At 40.9% G+C, this 19,330-nt stretch carries 19 protein-coding genes and 1 pseudogene; 10 read left to right on the forward strand and 10 right to left on the reverse strand.

The annotated features are described in order from the left end of the window. Positions 1–237 precede the first annotated feature (237 nt). The 3 genes from pcaF (at position 238) to FTU17_RS17585 (ending at position 2,803) form a co-directional block, all read left to right on the forward strand. A complete protein-coding gene (pcaF, locus tag FTU17_RS14235) occupies positions 238–1,443 on the forward strand; it encodes a 3-oxoadipyl-CoA thiolase (RefSeq protein ID WP_180135793.1) in 1,206 nt (401 codons plus the stop codon). 67 nt (positions 1,444–1,510) lie between these two features. Further along, positions 1,511–2,290, forward strand: coding sequence for a 3-oxoadipate enol-lactonase (gene pcaD / locus FTU17_RS14240; RefSeq protein ID WP_180135795.1), 780 nt, complete (start codon positions 1,511–1,513; stop codon positions 2,288–2,290). A gap of 276 nt (positions 2,291–2,566) precedes the next feature. Further along, complete coding sequence (locus tag FTU17_RS17585) at positions 2,567–2,803, forward strand: hypothetical protein (RefSeq protein ID WP_257222993.1); 237 nt, start codon at positions 2,567–2,569, stop codon at positions 2,801–2,803. Between the two features lie 125 nt (positions 2,804–2,928). Here FTU17_RS17585 and FTU17_RS14250 read toward each other — a convergent pair whose 3' ends face one another. The 3 genes from FTU17_RS14250 to FTU17_RS14260 form a co-directional block, all read right to left on the reverse strand. Further along, positions 2,929–4,167, reverse strand: coding sequence for a CaiB/BaiF CoA-transferase family protein (locus FTU17_RS14250; protein WP_180135797.1), 1,239 nt, complete (start codon positions 4,165–4,167; stop codon positions 2,929–2,931). A 51-nt stretch (positions 4,168–4,218) separates the two neighbouring features. Beyond that, positions 4,219–5,646, reverse strand: coding sequence for an MFS transporter (locus tag FTU17_RS14255; RefSeq protein WP_180135799.1), 1,428 nt, complete (start codon positions 5,644–5,646; stop codon positions 4,219–4,221). Positions 5,647–5,855: 209 nt separating this feature from the next. Next, on the reverse strand, positions 5,856–7,076 hold the full coding sequence (locus tag FTU17_RS14260; protein ID WP_180135801.1) for an acyl-CoA dehydrogenase: 1,221 nt from the start codon (positions 7,074–7,076) through the stop codon (positions 5,856–5,858). 246 nt (positions 7,077–7,322) lie between these two features. Between FTU17_RS14260 and FTU17_RS14265 the strand changes: the two genes are divergently transcribed. Then, a complete protein-coding gene (locus FTU17_RS14265) occupies positions 7,323–8,258 on the forward strand; it encodes a LysR substrate-binding domain-containing protein (protein WP_180135804.1) in 936 nt (311 codons plus the stop codon). Between the two features lie 104 nt (positions 8,259–8,362). Then, on the forward strand, positions 8,363–9,064 hold the full coding sequence (locus tag FTU17_RS14270; protein ID WP_180135806.1) for an NAD-dependent deacylase: 702 nt from the start codon (positions 8,363–8,365) through the stop codon (positions 9,062–9,064). Positions 9,065–9,134: 70 nt separating this feature from the next. On the opposite strand, the gene FTU17_RS14275 is transcribed toward FTU17_RS14270, so the two are convergent. Beyond that, positions 9,135–9,881: an IS5 family transposase gene (locus tag FTU17_RS14275; RefSeq protein WP_180135808.1), complete on the reverse strand. Its 747-nt coding sequence runs from the start codon at positions 9,879–9,881 to the stop codon at positions 9,135–9,137. 230 nt (positions 9,882–10,111) lie between these two features. Between FTU17_RS14275 and FTU17_RS14280 the strand changes: the two genes are divergently transcribed. The 5 genes from FTU17_RS14280 (at position 10,112) to FTU17_RS14300 (ending at position 14,250) form a co-directional block, all read left to right on the forward strand. Beyond that, the gene (locus tag FTU17_RS14280) at positions 10,112–11,056 is read left to right on the forward strand and encodes an ABC transporter permease (protein ID WP_180135810.1); all 945 of its coding nucleotides are present in this window, start codon (positions 10,112–10,114) and stop codon (positions 11,054–11,056) included. Further along, on the forward strand, positions 11,056–11,937 hold the full coding sequence (locus FTU17_RS14285) for an ABC transporter ATP-binding protein (protein WP_120367011.1): 882 nt from the start codon (positions 11,056–11,058) through the stop codon (positions 11,935–11,937). Before FTU17_RS14280 ends, FTU17_RS14285 begins: the two co-directional genes overlap by 1 nt. 81 nt (positions 11,938–12,018) lie before the next feature. Next, positions 12,019–13,035 carry an isopenicillin N synthase family oxygenase gene (locus tag FTU17_RS14290; protein WP_180135812.1) on the forward strand — a complete coding sequence of 339 codons (1,017 nt, stop codon included), beginning with the start codon at positions 12,019–12,021 and terminating at the stop codon, positions 13,033–13,035. Further along, on the forward strand, positions 13,032–13,913 hold the full coding sequence (locus tag FTU17_RS14295; protein WP_180123562.1) for a hypothetical protein: 882 nt from the start codon (positions 13,032–13,034) through the stop codon (positions 13,911–13,913). The genes FTU17_RS14290 and FTU17_RS14295 overlap by 4 nt, the downstream gene beginning before the upstream one ends. 7 nt (positions 13,914–13,920) lie before the next feature. Beyond that, complete coding sequence (locus tag FTU17_RS14300) at positions 13,921–14,250, forward strand: multidrug efflux SMR transporter (protein WP_117007380.1); 330 nt, start codon at positions 13,921–13,923, stop codon at positions 14,248–14,250. A 140-nt stretch (positions 14,251–14,390) separates the two neighbouring features. Here FTU17_RS14300 and FTU17_RS14305 read toward each other — a convergent pair whose 3' ends face one another. The 6 genes and pseudogenes from FTU17_RS14305 to FTU17_RS14330 form a co-directional block, all read right to left on the reverse strand. Further along, positions 14,391–15,191, reverse strand: a complete 801-nt coding sequence (locus tag FTU17_RS14305) for a sulfite exporter TauE/SafE family protein (protein ID WP_078193778.1) — start codon at positions 15,189–15,191, stop codon at positions 14,391–14,393. Between the two features lie 220 nt (positions 15,192–15,411). Next, positions 15,412–15,906, reverse strand: a complete 495-nt coding sequence (locus FTU17_RS14310; protein WP_111884696.1) for a flavin reductase — start codon at positions 15,904–15,906, stop codon at positions 15,412–15,414. Positions 15,907–16,010: 104 nt separating this feature from the next. After that, positions 16,011–17,039: a methionine synthase gene (locus FTU17_RS14315; protein ID WP_180135814.1), complete on the reverse strand. Its 1,029-nt coding sequence runs from the start codon at positions 17,037–17,039 to the stop codon at positions 16,011–16,013. A gap of 79 nt (positions 17,040–17,118) precedes the next feature. Further along, positions 17,119–18,108, reverse strand: coding sequence for a putative oxygenase MesX (locus FTU17_RS14320; RefSeq protein WP_180135815.1), 990 nt, complete (start codon positions 18,106–18,108; stop codon positions 17,119–17,121). Positions 18,109–18,581: 473 nt separating this feature from the next. Continuing rightward, positions 18,582–19,199 (reverse strand): NAD(P)/FAD-dependent oxidoreductase, encoded by a 618-nt coding sequence (locus FTU17_RS14325; protein WP_373684073.1) that lies wholly within the window; start codon positions 19,197–19,199, stop codon positions 18,582–18,584. 36 nt (positions 19,200–19,235) lie between these two features. Then, positions 19,236–19,330, reverse strand: a pseudogene (locus tag FTU17_RS14330) (IS1595 family transposase); the annotation flags it as partial.

Consider the following 19,330-nt stretch of genomic DNA (forward strand, 5'->3'; position numbering starts at 1 on the left):
CTGCCATACTGGCAGGGCTTTCAATACTATTGAACACTCTTCAGTTGTTGTCAGAGTATTCGTCTGATGAGCTGAATGCGATTGCTCAGATCGCATTCAATTTATAAAAAATGTGTAGATACCTATGTTGATTAAAGGAGGGATTTAGGGAGGATTAATATTCAAAAATTAACTTCCTGTAAATCCCTCCCAACCTCCCTTTAAAAAGGGAGGAGCTGAGTTTTTAGGATTTATAAAATGAAAAATGCCTATATTATTGATGCAATCCGCACCCCTTTCGGTCGCTATGCGGGCGGTTTGGCAGCAGTGCGTACCGACGACCTCGGTGCCTTACCTATCAAGGCACTGATGCAGCGAAATCCAAGTATTGCTTGGGAGTCAGTTGATGACGTGATTTATGGCTGCGCGAACCAAGCCGGTGAAGATAACCGTAATGTTGCACGAATGTCGTCGCTACTTGCAGGTGTCCCTTTTCAAGTTCCTGCTACAACTGTAAACCGACTTTGTGGTTCATCACTTGATGCAATTGCGATGGCAGCCCGTGCAATTAAAGCAAATGAAGCAGACTTAATTATTGCCGGCGGTGTTGAGAGTATGTCCCGTGCGCCCTTTGTTATGGGTAAATCGGAAAGTGCTTATGGACGCAGCCAAAAGATTGAAGACACCACTATGGGTTGGCGTTTTATCAATCCAATCCTTAAGCAAATGTATGGCGTAGAAACCATGCCTCAAACTGCTGAAAATGTGGCAGAACAATTCAACATTAACCGTGCTGATCAAGATGCTTTTGCCTTAGAAAGTCAGCGCCGTACAGCCGCTGCACAGACCAATGGTTTTTTTGAGAAAGAAATCATCCCTGTCGTCATTCCTCAGCGTAAAGGCGACCCACTGATAGTCGATACAGATGAGCATCCACGTGCATCGACGACAGCAGAAGGTTTGGCAAAACTCAAACCTGTGGTGAAAGCAGATGGGACGGTAACTGCGGGCAATGCTTCAGGGATCAATGATGGTGCAGCTGCACTGCTGATTGCTTCAGATAATGCTGTTAACAAATTTAAGTTAAAGCCACGAGCCAAAATTATTGCGGCAACGGTGGTGGGTGTTGAACCCAAAATCATGGGCTTTGGTCCTGCGCCTGCCATCAAAAAGCTATTAGCTCAAACAGGTCTAAGCCTTGAACAAATGGATGTGATCGAGCTGAATGAAGCTTTTGCGGCTCAAGCCTTAGCGGTTACCCGTGAATTAGGTTTAGAAGATGGTGCTAAACATGTCAATCCAAACGGTGGCGCTATTGCTTTGGGGCATCCGTTAGGTGCATCTGGAGCCCGTTTAGTGACGACTGCGTTAAATCAACTTGAGGCAATTTCAGGTCAATATGCCCTCTGTTCGATGTGCATTGGTGTCGGTCAAGGCATCGCTTTGATTATTGAACGTGTTTAATCCTCAATAAAAGTCCACCTTATCAAAGGGGGGATTTAGGGGATTTATAAAATTAAGGATTCAAAACATGCCTACACTTATATCCAATGATGCAACGATTAATTACGCAACTTTTGGCGATCACACACGACCTGCGATTGTCTTTTCTAACTCTTTAGGCACAAAGTTCAGCATGTGGAAGCCTCAGATAGAGGCGCTGCAGCAGGATTATTTTGTCATTTGTTATGATACACGTGGTCATGGTGCATCTTCTGCCCCTCAAGGGCCTTATAGCCTTGATCAATTGGGTACAGATGTCATCCATTTATTGGATCATTTAAGTATTCAACAGGCCACATTTTGTGGAATATCGATGGGTGGTTTAACAGGTCAATGGCTTGCAATACATCATCCTAAACGCTTTAACCATGTCATTATATGCAATACCGCTGCAAAAATTGGGCAAGAATCAGCTTGGAATGAACGTGCGCAGTTAGTCCGTCAACAAGGTTTGAAACCAATTGCAGTAACGGCAGCATCACGATGGTTTACAGAACCCTTTATCCAAAGTAACACGGCAACTGTACAATCTTTGAGTAACGACCTCGGAGCTGGCAGCCCAGAAGGTTATGCAAGTTGTTGTGAAGCTTTGGCTAAAGCGGATTTACGCAATGAAATCTCGTCTATTCACGTACCTGTATTAATTATTGCAGGTCAACAAGACCTTGTAACTACAGTTGCAGATGGTCAATTTATGCAAGAACACATTGCAAATAGCCAATTATTTGAAATTAATGCATCGCATATTTCAAACATTGAACAGCCAGATGCATTTAATCAGGCTTTGCAGAATTTTATACAGCAATAATATGCAGCTGAACAAATTCAATGTAATGTTATTAAAATAGAGCCTTGCCATTGTGCAGGGCTTTATTTCGTTTGAAGGCTTTGATTTAATGTCCGTTCTTAAAATAAATGGACAATTAGAAGAATGGTTCATCTATATAAAAAACGGATCAATATTACTTTTTAGTTTAATCATTGGCTTTAGTTCTACGATTTCTTATGCAGATGTTAAAACTCAGCGTATTAAGGATATAAAGACTTATACTCTCGTCAATGGAGATGGTATCGAAATCTTTCTGTGCAATTAGTAGACTTGAAAAATAGGCATATAAATGCTTATTGCGTGCAGCATTGCGGAAATTGGTTTGTGTATAATCCAGAATTTGAAAGTTATAGCTTAAAGAAAAAATATCAAGGCGCAAAAGTATGGACATCTCTTTCATACAAAAAAATAAAGACCGTATTGCAGGCCCAAGCTTTGATGAATAATTATACTTTATCTAGAAAATTAACATTAAAAGCACTCCGTAAATGAATATTGATATTGAAAAAGACCGAAGTATTGGAGTCCTTCGGTCTAAACTTTTAACTCCACTCATTCCACATAGGCGTTTAAGCCCATATATTGAAGAATAGTTTGAAGAATAATCCCATGAAATTTTAAGCTGCAGGATGATTGAGTTGATCAATGATGCCTTGTGCAGCCAATTCATTTAATTCAGCTTCAGTTCTATATTGGGACAAAATTTCTGTCGTGTGCTGCCCTAACTGTGGAGGTGCATGACGGTATTCCACAGGCGTATCAGATAATTTCATCGGTGATCCAATCACTTTAAAATCATGATTTAAAGCATGTGGAATATTCACCACCATTTGACGGTGTTGAATTTGTGGTTCATTTAATGCGTCTTCTACAGAGTTGATTACACCGACTGGCACTTTTACCGCATGAATCGCATCGACCCAAACTTGAGCATCTTGAGTGAGAAAATAGGCACTCAATAATGGAATTAATTCTTCACGGTGCTTTACCCGATCTTGATTACGTAAATAGTTTGGTTGATCTAGCAGTTCTTTATAGCCAATCGCAATACATAAGTCTTTAAATTGCTTGTCGTTACCACAGGCAATAATAAATTCCTTATCTTTGGCTTTAAAAGTTTGATACGGCACAATATTCGGGTGATTATTTCCCATACGCTTGGGTGCTTTACCCGAGGTCAAATAGTTCATGCCTTGATTGGCCAGAGCCGCCACCTGTACGTCTAGTAAGGACATATCAATATATTGACCACGGCCTGTATGCTGCCGCGCCAACAATGCCGCCTGAATGGCAATCGTTGAGTACAGTCCGGTCTGAATATCGACCACAGCGACCCCCACCTTTTGTGCGCCTCCACCGATTACATCATCAGATTCACCAGTAATACTCATCAAACCTGACATACCTTGAATAATAAAGTCATAGCCCGGTTCTTCCGCGCGTGGCCCATCCTGACCAAAACCTGTAATTGAGCAATATACGATATTTGGATTAAGCGCACTGAGCGATGCATAGTCCAAACCATATTTGGCCAGTGAACCTGCTTTGTAGTTTTCAATCACGACATCTGCCGTTTGGGCAATTTCACGGACTAGCACTTGTCCTTCTTCACTAGCAATATCAATGGCTACAGAATATTTATTACGGTTCGCACATTGGTAATAGCCTGATTCTTTCGTCGCGTGACCTTGCTGATTAGGCATCCAAGGTGGTCCCCACATGCGGGTATCATCACCCACTTTAGGACGCTCAATTTTGATTACCTCTGCACCTAAATCAGCCAATATTTGACCGCACCAAGGACCGGCCAAAACACGGCTTAAGTCCAATACACGAATTCCTTTTAATGCACCCATAGTTCACTCCAGATGTGCCATAGGATTGAGCTATGGCACAGATCTTTTTAATTATTTTACTGTTGCAGTTTTTGCAGACGCTTTTTGCTCTGCATCATCAACATATGTATCTACACTTGCCAGTTTTTCTTTTTCCGCATCTGAAGAAAGTGATGCTTGCTGCGGGTCATATTGACGTTCACGAATGAACAAGCCTGGAATAATACCTGCAATAAAGTACGCAGCACCCATCACAATAAAGGCCATAGTGAATGATCCGCCTGCGGCAATCATACCAATGGTTGCAGGTGCAATGGCTGCGCCTAAGCGTCCCATATTGTAAGCACCGCCAATGGCTGTTCCGCGCACATCCGTAGAGAAACTTTCTGCCATATAAGTTGCATTTACACCGTATGGAATACCGTATAAGAAACCAAAAGTTACGAGTAAATAGGCAATGTTGCTTGGTGTGTTATAGAAAATGATGATCGGTAAAAATGCTGCCGTAGCTACCGTACCAAACACAAAGGTAATACGACGTCCGAACTTGTCAGCGGCATAGCCGGCTAAAATTTTGCCCAGAATCATGGCGGTATATGCACCTACCATATAGCCTGTCATGGCTTTAAAGTTCATGCTGAGTTCAGTTTCTAGATACGTTGGCATCCAGTTGTTAACACCGTAATAACCGAATTGTAGAAATGCAGCGGTCGACATCCAAAAGAAGAACATTTTGCGATGATTAGTGTGTCCAAAAATACGTTTATAAATACTTTCAGAAGGTGCATTTTGATTGACTGCAGCTTGCTGCTGTACAGGTTCAAGTTTTAATTCACGGCGTTTTAGCTGCTCAATTTTTGCTTCCTGCCAAGATTTTGGTTCAGGAACAAAACGCATAAAGATAAGGGCAAAAGCAGCAGGAATAATCGTGACATAAAATAGCATGCGCCAGCCGTGATCTGGAATAATGGCACCCGCCATCAGCGTTGCAACGATATACCCCACGGTTTGACCCGTTTGCAAAGTCCCAAGTACCGTTGTGCGGTATTTGGTTGGTACATATTCTGCCATGAGCGTATTACACGCCATATAAAGTGAACCCAAACCAAAAGCGCCAATAAAACGTAAAATTAAAAATTGTTCATAGCTTTGGGTAAAGCCTAAAATACATGTCATGATTGAGAAAAATACTACTGACCAAGCAATAGTTTTCACACGACCAAATTTATCGCACGCCCATCCACCAGAAATACCACCTAGCGCCATCCCTGCTAAAGAAGAGCTACCAAGCATTCCTGCTTGAAATGTACTTAAACCAAACTCAGCCTTTAAACTGGTGAGGCTGAATGACAGCAACATAATGTCTACACCATCAATCACCAATGAAATAAAGGCAAAAATAAAGGCCATTTTCCAAGTGTTGCTGGTAATACGATGCATCGTGCCCACGTTAGAAGGCAATTTGAGCGTTCCTGCTCCGTTTTGCATTTCGTTATTCATTTCCTTGTTCCTCATTTTCCCAAATGAGTCATCGGCATTCCTATGTCTGCACATTTGCCTTTTTTATTCTTTTTATTTCATCACTGCTCAGGCTATTGCACAGAGTTACAAGAGTGTTTCACGATGAATCCTTTATTGATTAAGTTTATTTTTGCATAAAAAGTCTCTAAGGCACTCTATGTAGAGCACCTTATTGATATTGAATTCAATTAGTTACCAAAAGCCGCGATGCCTGTTTGCGCACGACCTAGAATCAGTGCATGTACATCATGTGTGCCTTCATAAGTGTTGACGACTTCGAGGTTAACCAAATGGCGGGCAACACCAAACTCATCAGAAATACCATTTCCGCCCATCATGTCACGCGCTACACGGGCAATATCTAAAGCCTTGCCACAGTTGTTACGTTTAATGAGTGATGTGCCTTCTACTGCAGCTAAACCTTCATCTTTCATACGTCCAAAGCGAAGCGCAGCTTGTAACCCCAAGGCAATCTCAATTTGCATATCCGCCAATTTCTTTTGAATCAGCTGATTCGCCGCCAATGGTCGACCGAACTGTTTGCGGTCCATGGTGTATTGGTGCGCTGTGTGCCAGCAGAATTCAGCTGCGCCCATTGCGCCCCAAGCGATACCATAACGTGCACTGTTTAGACAGGTAAATGGACCTTTTAAACCACGTACTTCTGGAAAAGCGTTCTCTTCAGGGACAAAAACATTGTCCATGACAATTTCACCGGTAATCGATGCACGTAAGCCAACTTTACCGTGAATCACTGGTGCTGATAGCCCTTCCCAGCCTTTTTCCAAAATAAAACCACGAATGTCACCTACATTGCCTTCATGCGATACTTCTTTCGCCCAAACAACAAACACGTCGGCAATTGGGCTGTTGGTAATCCACATTTTTGCACCCGTGAGACGATAGCCACCTTCGACTTTTTTTGCACGAGTAATCATGCTACCTGGGTCAGAGCCATGATCTGGTTCAGTTAAACCAAAACAGCCAATGTATTCGCCTGTTGCCAGTTTTGGTAGGTATTTCTGTTTTTGCTCTTCAGAGCCAAATTCATTAATCGGCACCATCACCAAAGAACTTTGAACGCTGGCCATTGAGCGGTAGCCAGAATCCACATATTCAATTTCACGCGCAACGAGACCATAACTAACATAGTTTAGACCTGCGCCGCCGTATTGCTCTGGAATCGTTGGGCCAAGTAAGCCAAGTTCGCCCATTTCTCGGAAAATAGATGCATCGGTTTTTTCATGGCGGAATTGTTCCAGTACACGTGGCTGTAAATGCTCTTGACAGTATGCATGCGCAGTATCGCGAATCATGCGTTCTTCTTCAGTTAATTGCTGTTCCAAAAGAAACGGGTCTTGCCAGTTAAATTGTACTTTTGCCTTTTTTACATTGACCATTTGATTCATCGCATCCTCTGCTTTTTCAGGTTTTCGTTGTTTTATTTGATGCTATGTGTGAAAAGTGATTCATTCAAACGATTAATTTGCATGTAGATATGCGCCTTTCGCATACCTAAGCTTGGCTCACAGCGTGTTAAGCACTTTAGCCACTGATTTGAACTGCGGATTGCTTTATTTATAGACTATAGTGGTATATGAAAATCATTCTTATATGCCATTTTGTGATACCTATCGATAAAAAGGACTTTATCTATGCGGCGCAATATTCCGTCATTGCAAAGCTTAATTTGCTTTGAATCTGCTGCGAAACACGCAAGTTATACGCATGCTTCCCAAGAGTTATTTATTACGCAAAGTGCCGTGTCGCGCCAAATTCAACAGCTTGAAGAATATTTAGGTGTAATGCTATTTAGCAGAACATGTCACGGTGTCGATCTCACAGAAGCAGGCAAGCAATATGCAAAAAGTATTAAACCCTTTTTGCAAGGTATCGAAAAAAGCACTTCAGATATTATGATGCACAAAGGCTTGGGCGGTACTTTAAAGCTGGGCGTTGTGCCAACCTTTGCCACACGTTGGCTGTTGCCAAAATTACATAAATTAAATGCGCAACATCCTGAAATTACAGTGCATTTGGAAACCAGTACTAAACCCTTTTTATTTAATGAAAATGTCTTTGACGCGGCGATTTTTGCAGGAACTCAGCAACAAATTGAGCATTGGCCGGGCATTCAAGCGCATTATTTAATGGATGAAGAAGTGGTTCCCGTTTGTTCCCCCAAATTGATTAAAAGCAACTTTCCCCATGCGGAAATGACCGGTGATCACAGTTTTAATTTAAGCGATGAAGAATTGCTTCAATTGCCCTTATTACAGCAAACCACCCGTCCAAGTATTTGGCAAGAATGGTTTCAAGCCCATCAGCTTCAGCATCCCAAACCATTTGATGGTCAGCGACATGAATTATTTTCCATGCTTTCTGTGGCAGCCAGTCATGGCATGGGTATGGCACTTATTCCACAAATGCTGATTGAAGCTGAACTGAGAAAAAAAGAATTGGTGATTGCATCAAATAAAAAACTGCACGGTAGCCGAAAATATTATTTAGTCCACTCGAGCCAAGACAGCTCACCACAAATACAAAAATTTGTCGATTGGGTGCTACAAGAATTGCATCAACTAAGTTGAAGTAATCGCTATATTTTGAGTACAGTAAATTCGCTGAATCATCCATTCAATACATGCAACCGTACGCATTGGACTCATCAATTAAAATATAAGGCTAAATATCTATGCAAAAAATTGTGGTGTTTTCAGGTGCTGGCATGAGCGCAGAAAGCGGCATCAATACCTTCCGTGACAGTGATGGTCTTTGGGAACAGCATCGTATTGAAGATGTGGCCACACCTGAAGCTTGGGCACGCGATCCCGCTTTAGTACAGCGTTTTTATAATGAACGCCGTAAACATATTATAGCCGCAGAGCCAAATGCAGCGCATAAATTAATTGCTGAACTCGATGATTTTTTTGATATACAAGTCATTACTCAAAATATTGATGATCTACATGAACGTGCAGGCAGTCAAAATGTACTACATCTGCATGGAAATATTCGTTACGCAAAAAGCTCTGGCCCTCAGGCGCAATATACGCAGGAATTGTTTCCCATTGAAGGTGCAGATTTAAACTTAGACACCGACAAATGCCCTGAGGGATATCCTTTACGGCCACATGTGGTCTGGTTTGGCGAAGCAGTTCCTGCCTATGAAGATGCCAGTGTGAGTGTGCAAACGGCAGATATTTTTATTGTGATTGGCACGAGTCTGGCTGTCTATCCTGTGGCTAGATTGATTCACGAAATCCCTGCCAACTGCCGTGCATTTTATATCGATCCGAAAGCAGATTATCAACGTGTACCTGAGCAATATCAATTGATTAAAGCAGGCGCCAGTGAAGGCATGAAAATGCTTTTTCAGCAATTGATTGCGCCATAAAAGCACATTTTAGCATCAGTATTGATCAAAAAAACTAGGGTGTGTTGACATTTACAGCCGATAAATTGAGCTAAAGAGGCAACCATATAAATATACAAGCTAAAGCAACAGTGCTTTGATAGTTACGTTTTAGCTTATCGTATCTTGTGGCAATTCCTCTAAATTGTTTTAATCTACAAAATGCATTTTCAACTAAATGTCTGATTTTATACATATACCAGTCCATATCATCATTGCTAGATTTGGCATTTGATCTTCGAGGAATGTTTGCTTTCGTATTACTTTCTCTAATTTTCTTTCTGAAACTTTCTGAATCATAGCCTTTATCTGCACATAGCATTTCTGACTCTGTTAAATCTAATTTTGATACAAGATCAGGTGCAACCTTAATATCATGTGGAGTTCCATCTGAAATAATAAATTCAATAGGATTACCATTTGAATCGATTGCTAAATGTATTTTTGAACTATTACCACCAATACTTTTGGAAATACTTTGATTCTTAATACCAGCTGAATGTTGATGCGCTCGTACATGGCTCCCATCGATAAAAATCCACTCCTTATCAGCATGCTGGCTGAATAATTTAAAAATATTCATAAACTTACTATTTTTAGACCATCGATTATATTTCTTAAAAATAGAATTTGATTTACCAAACTCTTGAGGTAAATCACGCCAAGGACAGCCTGTTCTAATTCGAAATAAAATCGCTTCAATAAAATTCCGTAAATTTAATTTGAGATAAATATTAAAGTGACGGAAAATAGCAAGTAACTTGGACCAGTGTTGATCATTTAGCATTGTTCGAGGCATAGCGAGTGTAAAATTGGGTTTGGCGATTTAATTTTACTATCTCGCTATTTTTTTAATCAACAAATGTCAACAGACCCTAATATTACCTGCTTCTTTTGCAGGCTTTTTGCTGTTTATAGCCTATCTAACTTTACATAAGGCCAATAAAACACGGCATACACGCGTTTGGCATTCAAATTGCTTAACAGTATTACGTTTTATTAAAAAAGTAATATTGGGGCTTGGTCAGTATGGGTTATGTCGCAAGAGAGCTCAGTCCGAAAAGCAAGCTATTGCTCGGCTTCGGATCATTTTTAATTCCTGTGCTCATTTGGTGTGCAGTGAGTTATTTGCCATTTTTATGGCATCCACAGGTGCAAATTACTCAGTCTGGCAGTGTGCCGTATTTGCAAGTCGATAGCCGTGTAGACAAAGCGGTGTTTTATGCCGAAGCGCAATCTGCGGTCAATGCAGGTTTAGCACCACCTCAAGGTAAACTGGTCAATCCAATCTATTTACCTGCACCGCACGAAGTAGCAAAAGCATTAGTTACGGCTTTTATAACTCCACCTGCCCAACCTGATGCCCCATGGTTTCATCAAAGCTTGTGGCACAGTATTAAAATTGTGTTCAGCGCATTTTTTATTGCCTCTCTCATCGGTATTCCGCTGGGTATTCTTTGCGGTTTTTCTCAAAAAATATCACAACTGACCGAACCCTTTGTTGAGTTTTTTCGCTACTTGCCCGCCCCTGCTTTTGGTGCCTTAGCCGTTGCGATTTTAGGCATTAATGACGCACCTAAAATCGCTATTATCGTGATCGGTACGCTATTTCAACAAATTCTAATTATTGCCAATACCACACGGATGGTTGACAGTGGCCTGATCGAAGCAGGTTTTACGCTAGGCACCAATAAAATGAAAAGCTTATTTCATGTGGTGATTCCAGCAGCGCTTCCTGACATTTACCGCGACCTACGTGTATTGCTGGGCTGGGCTTGGACCTATCTGATCGTATCTGAACTGATCGGCACAACCTCTGGGATTACCTGGTTTATCACCCAACAAGCGCGTTACCAAAACTTTGACAATGTCTATGCCGCGATCCTCATCATTGGAGTGATTGGTTTGGTATGCGATGTGGTGCTAATGAAACTTGGTCAAGGTCTATTTAAATGGAAAGCAGGAGCAAAATAATGAACAGCACAGAATTTAATGCCACCACATATTTCGATGCAATTTATGCGCGCCCTGTCATTTTAGAAGCAAAAAAACTCACACAAAGTTTTAAACACGGCAAGACTGAGCGCACTATTTTAAATCAGTTGGATTTAAAGATTCATAAACGTGAATTTATCTGCGTGATTGGCCCATCGGGTTGCGGTAAATCGACCTTTAGCCGAATTGTGGCTGGGCTTGATCCTTACAGTAGCGGTGAATTGCTGGTCGATGGCCAAGCCATTGAAGGCCCAAGCCCTGAGCGTGGCATGGTGTTTCAAGGCTACACGCTTTTTCCATGGAAAACAGTCAAAGAAAATGTGATGTTCGGCCCTTTAATGAAAGGTGCCAGCAATGCTTCGGCTGAATCCAGCGCCCGGGAATGGATTGATATTATTGGGCTAGAAAAATACCAAGATCAGTACCCGCATCAGCTGTCTGGCGGGATGAAACAGCGCGTTGCTATTGCCCGCGCATTGGTCAATGAACCCAAAATATTATTGATGGATGAGCCGTTTGGCGCGCTTGACCCGCATACCCGTCAAAAAATGCAAAAACATTTAATGGATCTTTGGCAAAACATTGATATCACCATCATTTTTGTGACCCACGACATGGATGAAGCCATTTTATTGGCGGATCGTATTGTGGCGCTCAAAGCCAATCCTGGTGAAATTAAAGAAATTATTGAGGTCGATTTACCCCGTCCTCGTAATCCTGAACTCATGCTGAGTCCTGAATTTAAACAACTGCGCGAACGGGTGGATTTCTTGGTACATGCGCAGGAAGACGAGCTCGACCCAGCGATGGAAAACCTACCGAAAATTCCACGTATGACTCAAGTCAGTACGCAAAAATAACTGGATTAATCCCTCTTCATCTTTAGGACGGCCTAAATGATGTACTACAGCGTTGGACGGCCAACATTATAGGAATTGAAGATGAATGAATCTTATGTTTTGCCACTTGTTGATATATCGAAAATGCAAAGCACGCTACTGTCAGAACGCTTAGAAGTAGCCTCTGCATTGGATCAAGCCTGTAAAGATGTTGGTTTTCTTTATTTAAAAGGTGATCAGTTCAATTTTGATTTTGCGACATCACTGATTCAGGTTGCAAAGCGTTATTTTCAACAAGATACCGCCAGTAAAATGCAACACTATATTGGGCTGTCGAAAAATCACAGTGGCTATGTGCCAATTGGTGAAGAACAATTTGCAGGTAACAGCTACGACTTAAAAGAAGCCTATGACGTTAATTATGATTACCACGGCGAAACGACGGCATTTCCCTTGCTGGGCCCTACGTTATGGCCAGATGATGCCACATTTAAAAGTACGGTCAGTGATTATTACTGCCATTTACGCAGTATCAGCGAAGAAATTTTTCAGGCCTTTGCTTTAGCATTGAATGTAGATGAGCATTTTTTTGATTGCAAAATTACCCATCCGACCAGCCAGCTGCGTCTAATCCATTATCCGTATAACCCTGAAGTGAAAGATGCCGAAGGTATTGGCGCGCATACAGATTATGAGTGCTTTACACTGCTCTTACCGACTGCACCAGGTTTGCAGGTACTCAATAAACAAGGTGAATGGATGGATATTCCATTGATTGAAAATACCTTGGTGATGAATATTGGTGACATGATGGAAATTTTGTCGAATGGCAAATATTTGGCCACCAAACACCGTGTTAAAAAAGTCTCTGAAGAACGCTACTCTTTCCCCTTATTCTGCGCCTGTAATTACAACACGATCATTGAGCCAGTACATTCAACTGAAGCGCCTAAATATCAGCCCTTAATTGGTGGTGAACATTTATTTAATCAAACCGCGCAAACCTTTAGTTATCTTAAAAAACGTATCGCTTCAGGAGAGCTGAGTCTAAGAAATGCTGTGCTTTTGTCCTCATTTGGTATGGATGAAAATACAGAAGTACAAGGAGCAAACGCATGAATTTATTTCAGGCTTTAGCACAGCTTCCAGCCAGCCAAGAGGTTTCAGGTCCTATTCCAGACTATTTGTATGGTGCATTTCGTCGTAAAAGTATCAGTTTTTCAAATGGTTTAACGGATGAAAAAACCATTGTGTATTGGTTTCAATCACGTAGTTTCACCATCGATCTACGTTTAAAAAGCCAAGAAAATACGCCAGTGAATGAGCGTCAAGGCTGGATTGGCAACACTCTTTGGGATGCTGAACAGCAATTATTGTCTTGGGACGTTAAAGCACACTCAAATTATCAAAATCATGTGCAATGGCCAGAACCTGCAAAACTGCATGCGATTGGCAACTGTATTTTAGAATTCTCTCCAAGCAATGTGTATGTCGAAGACTGGCGTCAGCAAGTTCATGAAGGGCTATTTTTAGGCCTGCGGTTGAAGTCAGCCCTCGATGTAGAAAGTCATCAACCATTGCCGATGGATGGTGGTTTAATTATTTGTGATAAGTATGTGGCCTTTGCACTGAGCCGTTTACCTACAGATCAGCAAACAGTTGCCAGCATCGACATATCATCTGCACCTACTATGTATAAAACGGTGATTGAAAGCTTTGAAGTTTCCATCGCTGTAGATGGTCTGCATAAGCACTATACAACGACTTCATCTCAGCAAAATCAAGTGCTTAACTTTGATCATTTTGAAGTTATTGATGAAACACATTTAAAGCAAAACGTCATTATTAATGGTCAAGCTGTACAGCTGATGTTCGAGGTGGATATTTATGTTCCACATTATGCATTTCAGCATCACACTGATACCACGACAGAAAGCACAGATTGGTTACGAAATGAAAAACAGCACCTCTTGCACCATGCAGTAGAATGCCTATAGGAAATCAATGTCGTTTATATATTTGCTCATTGCAATCATTGCCGAAGTGATTGCTACATCCGCCTTAAAAGCCAGTAATGGCTTTACCGAACTAGTACCGATTATTTTTACCGTGTTGGGCTATGCCATTGCGCTCTTTTTTTTAGGTTTGACCTTTAAATCGATTCCCATGGGCTTAGCCTACGCCATGTGGTCCGCTGCAGGCATTGTGCTTATTTCATGTGTGGGCTGGGTTGTGTTTAAACAAAATTTAGACCTGCCTGCCATGATTGGTTTGGCCTTTATTTTATTAGGCATTGTGATTATCAATGTTTTTTCTAAAAGCACAGAGCTTTGAAATGTCAGTTTTGAAATGTAGTTTTTAAATAATATTTCTGAAATTTTAAAGACTTAAATTGCTATAGATAAAAATGCTCTAGCTAGCTGTTGCACACTAGAGCATACTTTTCGAATGAATTAACTGTGATCTGTCGGCTTCTATAAAATGCCTTTCACTAGAAAAAAACATCCAACAATACATAACAGCACAGCAAAACATTTTTTCAGTACTGCTGGTGAAAGCGCATGCGCAGTTTTCGCGCCATATTTAGCCGTAAAGAAACTCATCACACTAATGCCCAAAAAGGCATAAATATGAATAAAGCCAATGGTATTTGGAATTTCAACTTGCTGTTGCATACCAAAAAACATAAAGCCTAATGCACCAGCAATGGCAATAGGTAAACCGCAAGCGGCAGACGTCCCGACCGCTTTTTGCATCACCACGCCATTTGCCGTTAAATACGGCACTGTAATACTGCCACCACCAATACCGAAGATGGCAGATGCAACGCCAATACCCGAACCCGCCACAATTTGCTTGCCTGTAGATGGCAGTGTTTTGTTGGGATCGACTGGCTTTTTTGCACCCATAAACATGTTATAAGCCACCCAAAGTAAAAACACACCGACAATCATTTGCAGATGCAAACCTGACAGCCAGCCTGCAATGCCCGCGCCTGCAAAACAGCCAATCGCCATTGGCGGAGCTAAATTTTTAAATACAGGCCAAATCACAGCGCCATTTTTATTGTGCGCCATTAAGGAGCTGATCGATGTCACCACAATCGTAGCCAAAGATGTACCAAGCGCCAAATGCATAATCACATCAGGGCTATAGCCCATTTGGCTAAAAACAATATAGAGCAATGGCACAATGATGGTGCCACCACCGACACCAAACAGCCCTGCAGCAAAACCAGCAAATGCACCAATAATTAAGAAAGTAATGAGTTCCACAATATACCGATTTAAAATGAAGAGAAATCTTGTATAAATCAAATATGTACTATCATTCGGTGAATAATGAATGTTCCCTCTCCTTTTTTAAAGGATGAGGAACATGCTCCTCATCACAAAGGGAGAAGCAACTTTTAGTTACTCATTTAAAATCACATTCTGAATGTTTTTTGACTTTGGCAAGAAATCTAATATTGATTAAAAATAAATCACGAAGTGATTAAGCCAACTCCACTTGACCTACAGCATGATAAGCACGGTTGAAATACACCAAACTCTCTTCCTGCTGACTTTGCTTGATTGCGACCACACGGCACATAAACACGCTGTGCGTACCCACTTCTTGAATCTGTTCAATCTGACAGTCAAAACTGACCAAAGCATCTTTGAGTATTGGTGAACCTGTTTCTAATGTGGTCCAAGAACCCAATTTAAAACGCTCTTCCGAATTGAATTTGCTTGAAGCAAAAGCATTGGAAATTTGCTCATGCTGTGCGCCCAAAACATTGACAGACAGAACTTTATTTTCAAGAAAATGCGCATGAGAACGAGATGATTGATTCATACAAACCAGCAAAGTTGGCGGTGTATCTGTCACACTGCATACTGCTGATGCTGTAAATCCATGCATGCCTGCTTCACCCTCAGTCGTAATCACGTTGACTGCAGTCGTCAATAAAGACATTGCATTTCTAAAATCAGTTGCTTCAATCATCTCTTCAATCTCAATGGTCTATATGGCTTATCTCTTTCTCAGGTTTGGGCAATAGCAAATTTAATTTACTTATTGCCCTTACATGAAATTGAGTCAGCTCGAATTTATGCGGTCAATTCTTGGCGAATAATGGCAGCGCCTGTGCTTAACGCATTTAGTTTGCCTTGCGCCACTTGGCGAGGTAAAGGCGCCATACCGCAGTTTGTTGAAGGATATAGCTTGTCGGCATCTACAAACTGCAATGCTTTGCGTAATGTATTAGCTACTTCTTCTGCTGTTTCAACCTGATTGGTTGCTACATCAATTGCGCCAACCATCACTTTTTTACCGCGAATCAGTTCGATTAAATCCATCGGTACACGAGAGTTTTGGCATTCAAGTGAGATGATATCGAGCTTCGATTGCTGCAGTTTCGGGAATGATTCTTCGTATTGGCGCCATTCATTACCCAAAGTCTGTTTCCAATCGGTATTGGCTTTAATGCCATAACCATAGCAAATGTGAACAGCAGTTTCACATTTCAAACCTTCAAGCGCACGCTCTAAGGTCGCAATACCCCAGTCATTGACTTCATCAAAAAATACGTTAAACGCAGGCTCATCAAATTGAATGATATCTACGCCTGCCGCTTCAAGCTCTAACGCTTCTTGATTCAGGATTTTAGCAAATTCCCAAGCCAATTTTTCACGGCTCTTGTAATGACCATCATACAAAGTATCAATCATCGTCATTGGGCCAGGCAGTGCCCATTTGATCGGCTGATTGGTTTGGCTGCGTAAGAATTTTGCATCATCAACAAACACTGCTTTCTTACGCGATACTTCGCCCACCACAGACGGGACACTTGCATCGTAACGATTACGAATACGCATCGTTTCACGCTTTTCGAAATCTACCCCTTCAAGATGTTCAATAAATGTGGTCACAAAATGCTGACGGGTTTGTTCACCATCACTGACAATATCAATGCCTGCATGGATTTGTTCATGCAAAGATAATTTCAACGCATCACGTTTTGCATCTAATAATTCTTCGCCTTCAAGTTTCCATGCTGACCACAATTTTTCAGGTTCAGCCAGCCAAGATGGTTTAGGTAAGCTGCCAGCAGTTGAAGTTGGGAGTAAAATGGCCATATTCGATCTTCTATCTCTATTTTCTTTTAAACGGGTGTTTTAACTCACCCGCGGTTTCATCTATTTACGTGTTTTAAAATTAAGCTGCATCTGCATTTTCAATACTAAAATTAGCAGCCCACTCATTCAAAATGTCTTTATATGGCTGGATAAAGTTCTCTTCTGTCCATTTGCCCTGTTTAACGGCTAACTGACCACGTTCAACACGGTCATACACAATACGGGTTAATGAGTAATCTCCGAAGCTTAAGCTTGGCTGATACACCAAACCAGCTGCCGCATTGGTGTTATAAATTTCAGGACGATAGATTTTTTGGAAGCTTTCCATGGTGCTGATCGCGCTGATCAACTCGAAATCTGTATAGTCGCTCAGCAAGTTATTTGCTGAATAGAATGCCAATGGCGCAGTCGCATTTTCAGGTTTGAAGTAACGAACGCTTAAGCTCATTTTTGCAAAATAGTCATCGGTACGTGAGCAGTCATCATTGGTGTATTCCACACCTAAGATCGGATGCACATTTGCAGTACGGTAATAAGTTTTAGTGGTTGAAACACTTAAACAGATGACAGGCTGCTTTTTAAATTCAGCTTTGAATACGTCTGAATTGATCAAGTGTTGATATAGCTTGCCGTGTAAATCGCCAAAATCTTCTGGTTTTTCATTGAACTTACAGCCCAGCTCAGGCAATACCACGCTGAAATCATAATCACGCACATAAGATGAAAAACTGTTGCCAATCATACCTTCAATGCGTTCATTGGTTTTGTGGTCAGTAATTGTGCTTTTCAGCATTTCAATGAATGGGAACGTTTGGCCGTTGCCTTCAACATCCAGTTCAGCAGAGATAATGTCAATTTCAAGTGAATAACGGTCTGCATTTGGGTTATCACAGCTTGCCAAAGTATTGAAACGGTTATTAATCATTGCCAATGTACGGCGTAAATTTTCTTCACGGTGTTCGCCGCGTGCCAAATTGGCAAAGTTCGTTGTTAGACGTGTATTGTCAGCTGGTTTATAGTTTTCATCAAAGCGGATACGTTTGATTGAACATGCAAATTTATTACTCATGGAGATTCACTACCCTAAAATTAAAATAATCAAAATTTCTGTATGGAGTAATTTATACGTGAATCTTAAGATGAATAAAAATGATTTAACCTCAATACAAAGTGAGTGAAATTCATGTTTGGTAATTTTATAAGATGAATTTATTTCAATTTAGCTCAATGAGCGCACTTTAAAACTGACTAACCCGTAGAATAAACTTAAATTAACCTTTGTATAAACAATACTTTATGATTTTATTAAATGCATATTCATATCAGCATTCTGCTGATTTTTTGATGTTTAAATGAAGCTGATTGATAAGAATGTCCACTTTTAGAATGTGGCTATTTATTATTCTAAGTGAATTAAACTCAGCTTAAACTGAGAAAAGATCAAATCATTAACTGGATTTTCATTTCTTATATTTAGGTACAAGTACCCAAATTTATCATTTAGATACTTGCCCTATATTTGTAAATTGCTCTGTCAACACTTTAAAAAATAAAAGATTTATGCACGACAATCCCTGTCATTGCCCCATCACCTACGGATAAAGCAACTGAACCGCCTGAACGTGTGACATCACCACAAGCATAAATTCCTTTGACATTTGTTTCTTTTGCTGGCGAAGTTTTAATGGCCTCGCCATATTCATTACAGTCGATTTCTAAACCTAAATGATGAATCCAGTTCGATTGCAGACGAGTAACAGTCGAAACAAATAAGCCATTCAATTTAATTCGTTCACCATCTGCCATTACAACATCACAATGACCTTCAATATGGTCAATTTTACGCGTTTCGATCTGTATTTGACGTTTAGAAAGCTTCGCTAATAACTCATTATCCAATTGATCTACTGCAATTGCATCATTTAAAAATAAAGTAGTATTGCCCCAATCTGGCAACATCAACGCCATGTGCAATGAATGCATACCCGAAGCCAACATACCAATTTCACCTAAATTCAGTTCATAGCCATCACAATATGGGCAGTGATAAATAGATTTCCCCCAACGTTCGGCCAAACCATCAACTTTAGGCAATTCGTCACGTACGCCAGTGGCAATAATCATTTTTTCAGCTTGAATGTGCTGATTACCTGCAACAATTAAATAGGCTCTAGACTAGCAGATTTGCACTTAGTTTTACCTAATGAGGTCCCACAACTCTGTTGCTAGCTCATTAGGCTCCCTCATCCAACGCCATTCTGTTTCTTTAAGATGATAATCAAAATACTCTT

Origin of the sequence: Acinetobacter sp. YH12070 (genome assembly GCF_013419625.1) — a bacterium.
Taxonomy (GTDB): Bacteria; Pseudomonadota; Gammaproteobacteria; order Pseudomonadales; family Moraxellaceae; genus Acinetobacter; species Acinetobacter amyesii.